This window comes from Kribbella sp. C-35 (genome assembly GCF_046549195.1).
GTDB lineage: Bacteria > Actinomycetota > Actinomycetes > Propionibacteriales > Kribbellaceae > Kribbella.
Genome location: NZ_JAJPWG010000001.1, coordinates 2,224,759 through 2,238,148, shown reverse-complemented (window position 1 = coordinate 2,238,148; position 13,390 = coordinate 2,224,759). Strand labels below are relative to the sequence as shown.

Below are 13,390 nucleotides of genomic sequence, written 5' to 3'. Positions count from 1 at the left end.
CTTGCAACACTCATGCCCCATGTACGACCTCCCGGTCCAGAACACCGACGGCTCAGTCCTCCTCACCTTCGACCGCCTCCATGAGGAGGACCTCGGCGAGCTGGATCCCTCCGTGCCGCTGACCGCCTCACTCGTTGTTCTCTGGTGGGGTGCGAAGTGCTTGATGGTCTTCAATCGGTTCCATCATGGCTGGGAGCTGCCCGGCGGCATGATCGATCCGGGTGAGTCGGCTCGTGAGGCCGCCGTACGGGAGCTTGATGAAGAGAGCGGTCAGCGGGCGGACTCACTCGACTTCGCCGGGGTGGTGAAGATCCGGGTCGCTCCTGACGATCGGCTGGAGTTCCTGGCCATCTACCGCGGGTACGTCGACACGCCCCGGCCGTTCGCGCCGAACGACGAGATGTCGGAGGCTGTCTGGTGGAGTCCAGGCGGGCCGCTGACCGATCTGTACCCGATCGACGCAGCCCTCGCGATGCTTTGCCCACTGGAACGGTGAGATCAATGGGAGAACTCGTCACCGAGACGTTCGAGTACGACGGTGGGCGGCAGGTGGCCGTCTACGTGCCCGCGGATCCACCGGAAGCCATCGTGTTCGCGGGTGACGGCCAACTGATCACCCAGTGGGGCGCGGATCTCGAGCAGGCCGACGTACCGTCGACGATGGTGGTCGGTGCGTACCGTACGGACGACCCGGACGAGATGGTGCGGATCGAGGAGTACTCGCCGTCGTTCAACGAGGAACGGTTCGCGGCGCACGAGAAGTTCTTCGTCGAGGACGTCCGCGACTGGGTACGGTCCCGCTTCGGTGTGGACCTGCCAGCCGAACGGACCGCGGTGTGCGGCGTATCGGCGAGCGCGGAACTCGCCCTGGCCATGGGCATTCGCCACCCTGACATCTTCGGCTCGATCTTCGCCGCCTCACCTGGTGGCGGCTACCGGCCGCCGGAGGTCATGCCGGGCTCGCTCCCGCGCGCCTACCTGGTCGCCGGAACCCTCGAACCATGGTTCATGGAGAACGCCGCCCGCTGGGCCGACGCCCTCCGCGACGCCGACGCCGACGTGGTCCTCACCGAACGCGAGGGAGACCACGGCGACCCCTTCTGGCAGGCCGAGTTCCCGCTGATGGCGTCCTGGGCCTTCAGCAACTGAAACCTATTCACCCGTGGCGCCGTCGATGCGCTCCCGGAGGAGATCCGCGTGCCCGTTGTGCCGCGCGTACTCCTCGATCAGGTGCAGGTAGATCCACCGCAGCGTGTAGTCGTCACCCGGGCTGATCGCATCGAGCCCGAGACCTGCCACGGCGGCACGCGACCGGGCGACACTGGCTTGATAGCTGGCCAGGTCGTCGGCCGCATGTGCGACGTCGGCGGCGAATCCCTTGGCCGCCCCCGGCACGTAGTCCCAGAAGTACAGGTGATCCGGTTGGCCGTCGTACGTATGGAACCAGGCCTCGACACCGGACAGATGCCGCACCAGACCGAGCAGGGACATCGTTGACGGCGGCACCGACCGCAGTACCAGTTGCTCCGGCGTCAGCCCGCCGCACTTCATCAGCAACGTCGTCCGCTGGAACTCGAGGCGATCTTCGAGCGCGGCCCGCTCGTCGATCGGATTGTTCGGCGGCTCAACCCGCTCAGGCACGCTCCAGGTCGACATTCCGCCGACCCTACCGTTTGGCTGTCCTGCGCGGGGTGGGCGAGCGGATGTGGCTCGCCCACCCGGGGGTTCAGGCGGATTCGGTTGGGGGGTTGTGGCGGATCGGGTTGGGGAAGCGGTGGACCTCCTGCGGCCAGTTGAGTACGACGGCGAGCCGGCCGGCCCAGTAGCGCGCCGTCTCGTCGTCCGGTACGTCGATGACCGCGAAACCACCGAGGTGCTCCTTGGTCTCGGCGTACGGGCCGTCGCTGAAGATCGGCTCTCCGTCCTTCGCCTCGACGCTGCAGATCGCGGTGGAGGCGTCGAGCGCGCCGTTGCTGAAAATGAAGATTCCGGCCTCCTCCATCTCCGCGATCACCGCCCTCCCACCGGCAGCCTTGGTGCGCAGGTCATCCTCCGTCTGATCCGGCACCCACTCGTCGTTGAACGAGATCAGATACTCAGCCACTGTCGTCTCCTCTCGGCGCGACGACCCGAACGGCCGCCACACCAACTCCACGAACGCCGACGCCCTGATCCGACACCATCCCACAACCAATCTGTGCGGCATGCTTGGGGAACGGCGTCGGGAAGTTTTTTCGGGGCCGTGTCGATCCGTGGGCCGCCCGTTCGACCTGGGGGTGCGCGGGCCGAAAGGCGGCCCCGTCGGACAAGGAGTACGTGATGGCGCAGTACATGCTGATCATGCGGGGCACCGACGAGACGAACGCGGCCATGATGGCCAACATCGACGAGATGATGACCACGACCCGCCAGTTCATCGAAGAGCTGGACAAGGCCGGCGTGTACGTCGCGGCCGAGGGGCTGGACGATCCGGCGCAGGGCGTCGTGGTGCACTTCACCGGCGAGGCGCCGGTCGTCACGGACGGGCCGTACGGCGAGACCAAGGAACTGTTCGGAGGCTACTTCCTGCTCGACGTCGCCTCGAAGCAGGAGGCGGTCGAGTGGGCCAAGCGGGTCCCGGCGGTGCCCGGGTCCAAGATCGAGGTCCGGCGGGTGCCGGGCGAGGACGAGGTCCCGCAGGACAGCGCGAAGTTCGTCAAGGCGGACGCCTACCGCGAGAGCAACGGCGAGAGCTGATGGATGCGGCCGGCGTCGAGGCCGTCTGGCGGATCGAGTCGGCGCGGATCGTCGCCGCGCTGACCCGGTTCACCGGCGATTTCGGCTTGGCCGAGGACGCGGCTCAGGAGGCGGTGGCCGAGGCACTGGTGTCGTGGCCGGTTGCCGCCCCGGCCAGTCCGGCCGGCTGGCTGATGGCCACGGCCCGGCGGCGGGCGATCGACGCGATCCGCCGCCGTACCGCCCTGAAAGACCGGTACGCATTGCTGGCATCCACCGCGGCCGTCGACGACGAGATCGACCCGGACAGGATCGACGACGACGTCCTGGCGCTGATGTTCATCAGTTGCCACCCGGTGCTCTCCCGCGAGGCCCAGGTGGCGCTGACTCTGCGCGTGGTCGGCGGCCTGACCAGCGAAGAGATCGCTCGCGCATTCCTCGTACCCGTGCCGACCGTGCAGGCCCGCATCACCCGGGGCAAGAAGACGATCGCCGCGGCCGGGGTGCCGTTCGAACTGCCGGCGGCTGCCGAGCGCCGGGAGCGATTGGGCGGCGTGCTCAGTGTGCTCTACGTGATCTTCGCCGAGGGGTCGACGGCCACGTCGGGCGAGCGGCTGGTGCGGCCCGACGTCGCGTACGAGGCGATCCGACTCGCCCGCACCCTGGCCGCGCTGCAGCCGGACGAGCCGGAGGTGCACGGCCTGCTGGCGTTGTTCGAGCTGACAGCCGCGCGCTTCCCGGCGCGGACGAGCCCAGACGGTACGCCGATCCTGCTGGAGGACCAGGATCGGAGCCGGTGGGACTTGTCGGCGATTCGCCGTGGGCTGGCCGCGCTGGTCAAGGCATCGCCCCGCGGCCTCGGCCCCTACGGACTGCAGGCAGCGATCGCCGCCGCCCACGCGTCGGCACCCTCGGTCGAGGAGACGGACTGGGACCGGATCGTCGTACTGTACGAAGCGCTCGGCCGGGTCGCGCCCTCGCCGGTGGTCGAACTCAACCGAGCCGTCGCCGTAGCCATGGCCTCAGGTCCGGCCCAGGCCCTGGCCATCGTGGACGAGCTGGTCGCCTTGGACCGACTCCCCGGCTCACACCTGGTCCCGACCGTACGAGGTGAACTCCTGACCCGGCTCGGCCGACAATCCGAGGCCCGCGCCGAACTGGAACTAGCCGCCCGCCTGTGCACCAACCAACCCGAACGCTCAATCCTCCTACGCAAAGCCGCCGCACTGGACTGACTTGTTCACCCCTGTGGGGAATCCTGTGGACAGCTCCGCCGGCTGCTTTCGATAATCACCCGATGCCTGAGAAGCACTCGCGTGCCGTGCCCGGCGGTCGGGCTTTCTACCTGACCGAACGCCTCTGGAAGTTGTCCGAAGGTCTCCCTGTCGAATCCGTACCGATCGACGCAATCCGCGAGTTCGACGAGGACTGCTGGTTCGGAGGCGCGCCCGTCACGTGCCGAATGGTCGCCAGCCACGCCGACCGCATCCAAAAGGCCGACCTCAGCTACCCAGTGATCCTCTCGGCGGACGGCCGGCTGATGGACGGCGGACACCGAATCTCAAAAGCCTGGATCAACGGCCAGACAACCATCAACGCCGTCCGCTTCACGGCCGACCCAGCCCCCGACTACTACGAATGGACCTGAGGGCGCCGCCGAAGAGATTCTCGGGGTCGTGCAGAACGCGGCACCCGTCCGGTGGCGGATCGCAATCGGATAGACGAGGTTGGCGGTAATTCCGGAAGTAACTCGTCCGCTTCCGGTTCTACGCTCCCAGCATGGATACGAACTCAGTCCCAGCTTCATCGCTGACGAGCGCGACCGGGTTCACGCCCGGACAACCTCCAGAGTGGGACGTTGCCGTTTTCATGCACGGCAACGAGATCCAGACCGCCCTCATTACTCTGGAGCGCAATCGTCGTACGTTCGCCTGGAAGTGTTGGGGGGTGGATGCGGACGGTCTGCAGTTGCATGTCGGTAGGTCCGCGCTCACCCTCGGCGGACTTCTCAAGCACCTGGCGCTCTGTGAGGAGTTGAAGTTTCAGAACGACCTGATCGGTGCGCCCCTCCTGCCCGAGTTCCGGGACGTCGACCACGACTCCACCTGGGAGACCTGGGCTTGGGAGTCGGCCAAGGACGACGATCCCGAGGCGCTCCGCGACCGCTGGTTGCGGGCGGTACATCGCTCTCGGGCAGCGGTCGCCGGTGTCCTCTCCGAGTCGGGTCTTGACTACGCCCCCGAAGGCGGGATGAGTCTGCGGCGGCTCATCAGCGACACGATCGAGGAGTACGCCCGCCACACCGGTCACGCCGACTTGTTGCGCGAGGCGGTCGACGGGTCCACCGGCGAGGGGCCACCCGGCGAGTTCCCCGTTCCCTAGCCCGGGGCTAACAGGGGGCGACGCCGGGCTTCAGGGGCTGCTTCGACAAGTGCCGTACGCACGAACGCCGGTTGCTCAGGAGCAACCGGCGGTTGGTGGAGACGAGGGGACTTGAACCCCTAACCCCTGCCTTGCAAAGGCAGTGCTCTGCCAGTTGAGCTACGCCCCCGTTGGGGTGGTCAGTGGCCCGGGGTTACCGGGTCGGCGACCTCGGCCCAGAGGTCCTTCTCGGCGCGGGACTGCTGGGTCTTCTTGTACACGAAGTATCCACCGACGCCGGCCAGCAGCACCAGCAGGATCTTTCTCAGCACTGGAGACTCCTCGGATGTGGCTTCGAAACAACGTGAGGGTGGGCCTAACTGGACTTGAACCAGTGACCTCTGCCTTATCAGGGCAGCGCTCTAACCGTCTGAGCTATAGGCCCGCGTACTGCGGTGTCGAACCCGGGAGAGATTACCGCACCAAGTGCCCTACTCCCAAACCGGTTCCGGCCGGGCCTGGAGCAGGTCCGGCCGGAACGGGAGGTGCCGGGTCAGTCCTCCGACGCCAGCGTGACTTCGAGGCCGCCGAGGAGCGTGGCGGCGATGTTGTAGAGGAACGATCCGAGGGTCGCGAGCGCCGTGATGATCAGCACGTCGGCGCATGCCAGCAGCGTGGTGAAGCCCATCACCTTGCCGGTGTTGACGTAGTTCTCGACCCGGAACGGTTCGCCCGCCGGCGTCCCGAGGACTTCCTGGACGGTCGAGTTGATGTTGTCGAACACCCCGGCCGCGCCGATCGCGGACCAGACGATGAAGACCGCGACCCAGGTTACGATCCCGAAAGCGATCGCCAGCAGGAACGCCGTCTTCATCACCGACCACGGGTCGATCCGGGACATCCGCAGGCGCGCCTTCCGCGTCTGCGGCCGGCCGGATGTCTTGGCGTCCTTCTCGGCGAGCCGCTCCTGCTTGGCCCCGGCCCGCTCGGCCTTGTCGGCCTTCACCGCGGCGGCCTTGTCCAGGACGGCCTGTCGTGCCGAGCTCATCCGGTCACCGAAGGACTCGGTCTTCGCCTCGTTCCCGCCGTACGACGGGGCGCCGCCGACGGGCGTGACGACCGACGGGGGCGTCCACGGCTCCGGGCGACCGGGTGTACTCGGGGCCGGCTGCTGCGGCCGCGCCGGTGCGGACCCTGGGGCCTGCGGGCGGTACTCGGACGGCCGCTGGCCGTTCGGCGTACCTGTCCTCTGCTGGCCGTTGGCGCCGGGAACGCCGTTGGAACGACCGTTGGAAGCCGGGTTGGCCGGAGCAGCTGACGGCTTCCCGCCCTGCGCGGTGCGCTGGGAGTTGGAGCTGTCGGCCGCACCTTCAGGCCATGTCGGCCTCGCGCGGTTGGTCATCAGTCACCCTCCTGGCCGGCTTCGTCGTCTTCGACGGTAGCCGCGCCGTCCACGTCCGTCGAACGCTCTTCATCATTCTGGACGCTCTCAGAGGTGGATTCGGTTGTCGATCCGTCCACATTCTGGGCACCTTCAGCGACAGTACCCTCCTCGGCCGCTTCCGATTCCTCCCCTGCGACGGTCAGATCGGTGTTCCGGGCGATCGCGACGACCGCGTCGGACTCGCCGACGCCGGCGAACCGGACGCCCATCGTGTCGCGGCCCTTGACCGGGACGCTGTCGACCCGGCTGCGGACGACCTGCCCGCTGGCCTTGATCGCCAGCACCTGGTCCTCGTCGACGACGATGATCGCGCCGACCAGCGAGCCGCGCTCGTCGTTCAGCTTGACCGCCTTGATGCCGAGTCCGCCACGGCCCTGCTGCCGGTACTCCGACACCCTCGACCGCTTCGCGTACCCGGCATCGGTCACCGTGAAGACGAACTGTGCGTCCTCCTCCGAGCCGGCCCGGATCACCGACATCGACAGCACCTCGTCGCCGGCCCGGAACTTCATCCCGGTGACGCCGGAGGTGGCCCGGCCCATCGGCCGCAGCTGCTCGTCGTTCGCGGTGAAGCGGATCGACTGACCCTTCCGGGACACCAGCAGCAGGTCGTCCTCGGCGGTGGCCAGGTCGGCGCCGATCAGCTCGTCGTCCTCCTCGCGGAAGTTGACCGCGATGATGCCGCTCTGCCGCGCCGAGTCATAGTCGCGCAGGGCCGTCTTCTTGACCAGGCCCTTCTTGGTCGCGAGCACCAGGTAGTCGGACTGGTCGTAGTCCCGCAGCGTCAGCACCTGGGCGATCTCCTCGTCCGGCTGGAACGAGAGCAGACCGGCGACATGCGAGCCCTTGGCGTCACGAGCCGACTCCGGCAGCTGCCAGACCTTGGCCCGGTAGACCCGGCCCTTGGTGGTGAAGAACAGCATCCAGTGATGGTTCGTGGTGGCGAAGAAGTGGTTGATCTCGTCCTCGGCCCGCAGTGCGGCGCCGCGGACGCCCTTGCCGCCGCGGTTCTGGGTCCGGTACAGGTCGGTCTTGGTCCGCTTCGCGTACCCGCCGCGGGAGATCGTGACGACCACGTCCTCGTCCGGCACCAGGTCCTGCACCGACAGGTCGCCGTCGGCGGCGATGATCTCGGTCCGCCGGTCGTTGCCGTACTTGTCGACGATCTCGGCGAGCTCGTCCTTGACGATCGACCGCTGCCGCTCCGGGCTGGCCAGGATGTCCTCGAGGTCGGCGATGATCGCCTCGAGCTCCTGCAACCGCTCGATGATCTTCTGCCGCTCCAGGGCCGCCAGCCGGCGCAGCTGCATGTCCAGAATCGCCTGCGCCTGGATCTCGTCGATCTCGAGCAGCTGGATCAGGCCGGTGCGCGCCTCGTCCACGTCGGGGCTGCGCCGGATCAGCGCGATCACCTCGTCGAGGGCGTCGAGCGCCTTCACGTACCCGCGGTAGATGTGCGCGTTCTTCTCCGCCTCACGCAGGCGGAAGCGGGTCCGCCGCTGGATGACCTCGATCTGGTGGTCGATCCAGTGGCTGATGAACAGGTCCACGCTGAGCGTGCGCGGTACGCCGTCGACGAGCGCGAGCATGTTGCAGCCGAAGGTGTCCTGCAGCGGCGTGTGCTTGTAGAGGTTGTTCAGTACGACGCGCGGCTGAGCGTCTCGCTTCAGCACGATGACGAGTCGCTGACCGGTCCGCGACGAGCTGTCGTCCCGGATATCGGCGATGCCGCTCATCTTGCCGGTGTTCACCAGTTCGGCGATCTTCAGCGCCAGGTTGTCCGGGTTGACCATGTAGGGCAGCTCGGTGACGACCAGGCTGGTCCGGCCCTTGGCGTCTTCCTCGATGTCGACGACCGCGCGCATGGTGACCGAGCCCCGGCCGGTGCGGTAGGCGTCGTCGATGCCCTTGTAGCCGACGATCAAAGCGCCGTTCGGGAAGTCCGGGCCCTTGATGTACTGCAGGCAGGCGTCGAGCAGCTCCTCGCGGGTCGCGTCCGGGTGCTCCAGCGCCCAGTCGACCGCAGCCGCGACCTCACGCAGGTTGTGCGGCGGGATGTTCGTCGCCATCCCGACCGCGATCCCGGACGAGCCGTTGACCAGGAGGTTCGGGAAGCGGGCCGGCAGGATCACCGGTTCCTGCGACTTGCCGTCGTAGTTGGGCCGGAAGTCGACCGTCTCCTGGTCGATGTCGCGGACCATCTCCATCGCCAGCGGCGCCATCCGGCACTCGGTGTACCGCATGGCGGCGGCCGGGTCGTTGCCTGGCGACCCGAAGTTGCCCTGGCCCTGGATCAGCGGCGCCCGCATCACCCACGGCTGCGCCAGCCGGACCAGGGTGTCGTAGATCGCCGAGTCGCCGTGCGGGTGGTACTGACCCATGACGTCACCGACGACGCGGGAGCACTTGTTGAAGCCGCGGTCCGGCCGGTAACCGCCGTCGTACATCGCATAGAGGATGCGGCGGTGCACCGGCTTGAGGCCGTCACGAACCTCGGGCAGCGCGCGGCCGACGATGACCGCCATCGCGTAGTCGAGGTACGACTGCTGCATCTCGGTCTGCAGGTCGAGCGGCTCGACACGGTCGTGGCCAGTGGGGGTCTCGGTCATGAAAAAGTCCCGTTCAGATCAGTACGTCGGTGAGCAGCGAGATCAGATGTCGAGGAAGCGGACGTCCTTGGCGTTGCGCTGGATGAAACTGCGCCGCGCCTCGATGTCGTCGCCCATCAGCGTCTGGAACGTCTCGTCGGCGCGGATCGCGTCGTCCAGCGTGATCTGCAGCAGCACCCGGTTGGCCGGGTCCATCGTGGTGTCCCACAGCTCGTTCGCGTTCATCTCGCCCAGACCCTTGTAGCGCTGGATCGGGTTCTCCTTGGGCAGCTTCTTGCCCGCCTCGTAGCCCGCCTCGAGCAGTCCGTCGCGCTCCCGGTCGGTGTACGCGAGCTCGTCGGGCTGGTTGCTCCAGCGGATCTTGTACAGCGGCGGCTGCGCGGCGTACACGTGGCCGCGCTCGATCAGCGGGCGCATGAAGCGGAACAGCAGGGTCAGCAGCAGCGTCCGGATGTGCTGGCCGTCGACGTCGGCGTCGGCCATGATCACGATCTTGTGGTACCGCAGCTTCTCCTCGTCGAAGTCCTCGTGGATCCCGGTGCCGAGCGCGGAGATGATCGCCTGGACCTCGTTGTTCTGCAGGACCTTGTCGATCCGGGCCTTCTCGACGTTCAGGATCTTGCCCCGGATCGGCAGGATGGCCTGGAACTTCGGGTCCCGGCCGCCCTTCGCGGAGCCACCCGCCGAGTCACCCTCGACGATGTAGACCTCGCACTCCTCCGGGTTGGTCGACTGGCAGTCGGCCAGCTTGCCCGGCAGGCCGCCGCCGCCCAGCAGGCCCTTGCGGTTGCGGGCCAGGTCGCGGGCCTTGCGGGCCGCGATCCGGGCGCTCGCGGCCGCGGTCGCCTTGCGGATGATCTCGCGGCCCTCGGCCGGGTTCTGCTCGAACCAGGCGCCCAGCTTGTCGTTCACGACCCGCTGGACGAAGCCCTTCACCTCGGTGTTGCCGAGCTTGGTCTTGGTCTGGCCCTCGAACTGCGGCTCGGCGAGCTTGACCGAGATGATCGCGGTCAGGCCCTCCCGGATGTCGTCACCGGTGAGCCGGTCCTCTTTCTTCTTGATCATGCCCTGGTCCTCGCCGAACGAGTTGACCAGTGAGGTGAGCGCGGCCCGGAAGCCCTCTTCGTGGGTGCCGCCCTCGTGCGTGTTGATCGCGTTCGCGAAGGTGTGCACGGACTCCTGGAACGAGCCGCTCCACTGCAGCGCGACCTCGAGGCTCATGCTGTTCTCGCCGTTGGCCGCGGCCTCGAACGAGATCACGTCACGGTGCACGGTCTCGCGGATGCCGGTCAGGTACTTCACGTAGTCGACCAGGCCGTTCTCGGCCTTGAACGCCTGCTCGACCGGGTGACCGTCCTCGGTGTGGTCCGGACGCTCGTCGCGGATCACGATCTCGAGGCCCTTGTTCAGGAAGGCCATCTCGCGGAACCGGGTCGCCAGCGTCTCGTAGGAGTACGTCGTGGTCTCGAAGACGTCCGGGTCCGCCCAGAACGTCACGGTGGTCCCGTTGGCCTCCGACGTACCGACCTCGGCGAGGTCCTCGTCCGGGACGCCGTGTGTGAAGGTCTGCGTGTACAGCTTGCCCTTCAGCTTCACGTCGACCTTGAGCCGGGTGGAGAGCGCGTTGACGACGGACACGCCGACGCCGTGCAGACCACCGGACACCTTGTACCCGCCGCCGCCGAACTTGCCGCCGGCGTGCAGGACCGTCAGTACGACGGTGACGGCCGGCTTGCCCTCGGACTCGACGATGTCGACCGGGATACCGCGGCCGTTGTCCTCGACGCGGACGGCGCCGTCGGGCAGCAGGGTGACGACGATGCGGTCGCCGTACCCGGCCATCGCCTCGTCGACTGCGTTGTCGACCACCTCGGTGACGAGGTGGTGCAGACCGCGCTCACCGGTGGACCCGATGTACATCCCCGGACGCTTGCGCACCGCGTCCAGACCCTCGAGCACCTGGATCGCGCTCGCGTCGTACTCGCGCTCGACGACGTTCGACGGGATGGCGTCGAGCATCGCGGGGAGTTCCTCGCTGGATGCGGCGGTGCCGATGGGGTCGGCGGACTGGTTGGCGTCGATCTCGGTCGGCTCGTCGGTCACCGGCTGTTGTCCTCCTCGGACCCCGCGTTCGCGAGGCATCGCGGCACAGTTGAGCCGCCCTCTACGGTGATGGCAAAGGCGCGGCTCGCTCTACTCCGTCCATTCTACCTGTCGAGCGAAGCAGAACCGGCCACCAGCCGCCCGAAACTCACCTCAGGGCGTCTTTTCTCCCTCATCTCCATGTCCCCTCTCGCGGGTGGGGGGCCGGAAAGCGCTCACGGGCACTCAGTGGCCTCCGGCTGTTTCGCCACTGACCTTTCCGGCACTCACCGGTCCAGACCACTGAAGCTGATTCGGGGCGGGCACCGGCGGTGCTGCCCGGCGCGCACCCACCGCCCCTTAGGATCGCAGCCGTGGAAAGTCTCGACGAGGTCATCGATGCGATGATCGCCGACCGGGTGATTCACCGGCACCGGCGGATCTGGTTGCTGCTGATCGCCCTCATCGTGGCTGCGGCCCTGGTGGTGCTGGCCACCGGCGGCTGGAAGGAGAAGAAGGGGCGCACGGTCCCGACCCTGGAGGCTCCGGCGACGGTTACGGCCGGCCGGTTCGAGTTCAACTTCACCAAGGCTGAGATCGTCCGGAAGCCGAAGGGCGAGTACAGCGAGGCCGAGACCAGCCTGAAGGTGTACTTCACCGCGAAGAACATCGATTCCGAGCAATACACGAGTGAGTCGGTGCACGGCGACCTGCTCGTGTTCGTTCCGGGCGGGGGCGAGGACCTGGTCGACTCCAACGGCGGTGACTGCAAGGGCGGCCTGAACTGGGTGCTGGTCTACGGTCTGCCGCCGGAAGAGTGCAGCACCAAGTTCAAGGTCGCGCCGGACTTCACCGCGGACATGGTCGAGATCGGAGTCCTGGGGGAGCAGTTCAAGGCCGACAACGGATCTCTCGGACTGAGCGAGACGCCGTACTGGCAGAGCGAGACCCCGGCCGCCGTCGTCCGGCTCAAGCCGACCGTTGTTGTCGACGACGGGAAGAACGGATGAAGCTCTACCGCCCCGCGACCATCCTGGTCGGCATCCTGTTCGTCCTGCTCGGCGGGGTGACCCGGCTGGCCGGCCCCGAGAGCGTGCTGGGCGAGGACCAGAACCTGAAGGTCGTGCACGGCACCATCGGTGAAGCGCTCCAGTACGCGGGCAGCGGGTCGACGATGAAGGTGACCCGGATCAAGTTCGCCAGGACGATTGTCAGCGCCGATGCGAGTGACGACGACAAGCCGATCGAGACCAACGGCGTCTTCGTTGCGGTCGAGTGGGATGCGGTCCGCGGCGTGAAGGACCCCGATACGCTCAACCCGACGCTGATCACCGACGGGGACAGTGTGTACGAGAAGGTGAGCGACCCGAGCGAGAGCAGGATCGCCTTCCCCGACGCCGGCTTCGCGAGCACCGGGTCCGTCGTCTTCGAGGTCAACCCGACCGACCTCAAGGGCCTGACCCTGCGCCTGAGGCCGTCCATGTTCTTCAACGTGTACAACTCCGAGATCCGCGTCGATCTCGGAGTCCCGACCGAGGCCATCGCCCAGCAGATGGTCGACGGCGCCGTCGACCAGTACGTCGTCCCCGACGACGTCACCCGGGTGGCATCGTGAAGCTCGCGAGCCGGGCGAGCCGGTTGCTGGTTCAGGTCCCGCTGCTGATCGCCCTGCTGGGCGTGGGGGCGTTCAGCGTGGTCCATCCGTATCTGAGCGACGACGAGGACCTGTACAAACAGGGCCGGATCGACGAGGTCGTCAGCCAGGGCCCGGTGACGGTCCAGGACATCGAGTGGAAGCTGGACTCGATGAAGGCCTACACCGCGATCCTGAACGAGGACGGCGAGGCGATCAAGCTCGATGCACCGGCCGGATCGATCTTCGTGCTGGCCACGCTCACGGTGACGCCCCGGAAGGGGCTCCAGCTCGACGACCGGGGATTCAGCTGTGACGCGAAGCTGCGGGACAGCAAGGGCAACACCTGGGACGACACGCAGGCGACCGGTTATCCGCTGCCGACCTTCTGCGGCGACGACGACCACCCGTTCACGATGGACAAGCCGGGCAAGGTCGCCAAGGTCTACATCGTCCCGAAGAGCGACGTACCGAACCTGATCGGCCTGACCGTCGAGGACTTCTACATCCACCGACGGGTGCTGATCACGCCCTGACGGGGAGCGG

General features: G+C 67.4%; 15 protein-coding genes and 2 tRNA genes. 9 read left to right on the top strand and 8 right to left on the bottom strand.

Annotated elements, in window-relative coordinates; genetic code table 11:
* Positions 1-19 precede the first annotated feature (19 nt).
* Together ACLJOO_RS11385 and ACLJOO_RS11380 are read left to right on the top strand one after the other, a co-directional pair.
* Positions 20-496, top strand: a complete 477-nt coding sequence (locus ACLJOO_RS11385; RefSeq protein WP_410786845.1) for an NUDIX hydrolase — start codon at positions 20-22, stop codon at positions 494-496.
* Between the two features lie 5 nt (positions 497-501).
* Positions 502-1,149: an alpha/beta hydrolase-fold protein gene (locus tag ACLJOO_RS11380; RefSeq protein ID WP_410786844.1), complete on the top strand. Its 648-nt coding sequence runs from the start codon at positions 502-504 to the stop codon at positions 1,147-1,149.
* A gap of 3 nt (positions 1,150-1,152) precedes the next feature.
* Here the strand turns inward: ACLJOO_RS11380 and ACLJOO_RS11375 are convergent, their stop codons facing one another.
* Complete coding sequence (locus ACLJOO_RS11375) at positions 1,153-1,656, bottom strand: DinB family protein (protein ID WP_410786843.1); 504 nt, start codon at positions 1,654-1,656, stop codon at positions 1,153-1,155.
* Between the two features lie 70 nt (positions 1,657-1,726).
* Positions 1,727-2,104: a YciI family protein gene (locus ACLJOO_RS11370; protein WP_410786842.1), complete on the bottom strand. Its 378-nt coding sequence runs from the start codon at positions 2,102-2,104 to the stop codon at positions 1,727-1,729.
* 215 nt (positions 2,105-2,319) lie between these two features.
* On the opposite strand from ACLJOO_RS11370, the gene ACLJOO_RS11365 reads away from it, so the two are divergent.
* From ACLJOO_RS11365 to ACLJOO_RS11350, 4 genes are all read left to right on the top strand, one after another.
* Positions 2,320-2,736, top strand: coding sequence for a YciI family protein (locus ACLJOO_RS11365; protein ID WP_410786841.1), 417 nt, complete (start codon positions 2,320-2,322; stop codon positions 2,734-2,736).
* Positions 2,736-3,950, top strand: a complete 1,215-nt coding sequence (locus ACLJOO_RS11360) for an RNA polymerase sigma factor (RefSeq protein ID WP_410786840.1) — start codon at positions 2,736-2,738, stop codon at positions 3,948-3,950. The genes ACLJOO_RS11365 and ACLJOO_RS11360 overlap by 1 nt, the downstream gene beginning before the upstream one ends.
* A gap of 62 nt (positions 3,951-4,012) precedes the next feature.
* A complete protein-coding gene (locus ACLJOO_RS11355; RefSeq protein WP_410786839.1) occupies positions 4,013-4,363 on the top strand; it encodes a hypothetical protein in 351 nt (116 codons plus the stop codon).
* A gap of 131 nt (positions 4,364-4,494) precedes the next feature.
* On the top strand, positions 4,495-5,097 hold the full coding sequence (locus ACLJOO_RS11350) for a DUF664 domain-containing protein (RefSeq protein ID WP_410786838.1): 603 nt from the start codon (positions 4,495-4,497) through the stop codon (positions 5,095-5,097).
* A gap of 93 nt (positions 5,098-5,190) precedes the next feature.
* Here the strand turns inward: ACLJOO_RS11350 and ACLJOO_RS11345 are convergent.
* From ACLJOO_RS11345 to gyrB, 6 genes are all read right to left on the bottom strand, one after another.
* Positions 5,191-5,266, bottom strand: a tRNA-Ala gene (locus tag ACLJOO_RS11345).
* A gap of 10 nt (positions 5,267-5,276) precedes the next feature.
* Positions 5,277-5,408, bottom strand: coding sequence for a DLW-39 family protein (locus ACLJOO_RS11340; RefSeq protein WP_238150739.1), 132 nt, complete (start codon positions 5,406-5,408; stop codon positions 5,277-5,279).
* Positions 5,409-5,447: 39 nt separating this feature from the next.
* Positions 5,448-5,521 (bottom strand) — tRNA-Ile (locus tag ACLJOO_RS11335).
* A 108-nt stretch (positions 5,522-5,629) separates the two neighbouring features.
* Complete coding sequence (locus ACLJOO_RS11330; RefSeq protein WP_410786837.1) at positions 5,630-6,478, bottom strand: DUF3566 domain-containing protein; 849 nt, start codon at positions 6,476-6,478, stop codon at positions 5,630-5,632.
* Positions 6,478-9,129: a DNA gyrase subunit A gene (gyrA, locus tag ACLJOO_RS11325; RefSeq protein ID WP_410786836.1), complete on the bottom strand. Its 2,652-nt coding sequence runs from the start codon at positions 9,127-9,129 to the stop codon at positions 6,478-6,480. Before gyrA ends, ACLJOO_RS11330 begins: the two co-directional genes overlap by 1 nt.
* A gap of 42 nt (positions 9,130-9,171) precedes the next feature.
* Positions 9,172-11,232, bottom strand: coding sequence for a DNA topoisomerase (ATP-hydrolyzing) subunit B (gene gyrB / locus ACLJOO_RS11320; protein ID WP_410786835.1), 2,061 nt, complete (start codon positions 11,230-11,232; stop codon positions 9,172-9,174).
* 353 nt (positions 11,233-11,585) lie between these two features.
* Here gyrB and ACLJOO_RS11315 point away from each other — a divergent pair, with 353 nt between their 5' ends.
* From ACLJOO_RS11315 to ACLJOO_RS11305, 3 genes are read left to right on the top strand one after another with little or no spacing between them, the layout of a single operon-like run.
* Complete coding sequence (locus ACLJOO_RS11315; protein ID WP_410786834.1) at positions 11,586-12,221, top strand: hypothetical protein; 636 nt, start codon at positions 11,586-11,588, stop codon at positions 12,219-12,221.
* Entirely contained in the window at positions 12,218-12,826 is a 609-nt protein-coding gene (locus ACLJOO_RS11310; RefSeq protein WP_410786833.1) for a hypothetical protein, read from the top strand. Before ACLJOO_RS11315 ends, ACLJOO_RS11310 begins: the two co-directional genes overlap by 4 nt.
* Positions 12,823-13,380, top strand: a complete 558-nt coding sequence (locus ACLJOO_RS11305) for a hypothetical protein (protein ID WP_410786832.1) — start codon at positions 12,823-12,825, stop codon at positions 13,378-13,380. The genes ACLJOO_RS11310 and ACLJOO_RS11305 overlap by 4 nt, the downstream gene beginning before the upstream one ends.
* Positions 13,381-13,390: the final 10 nt, after the last annotated feature.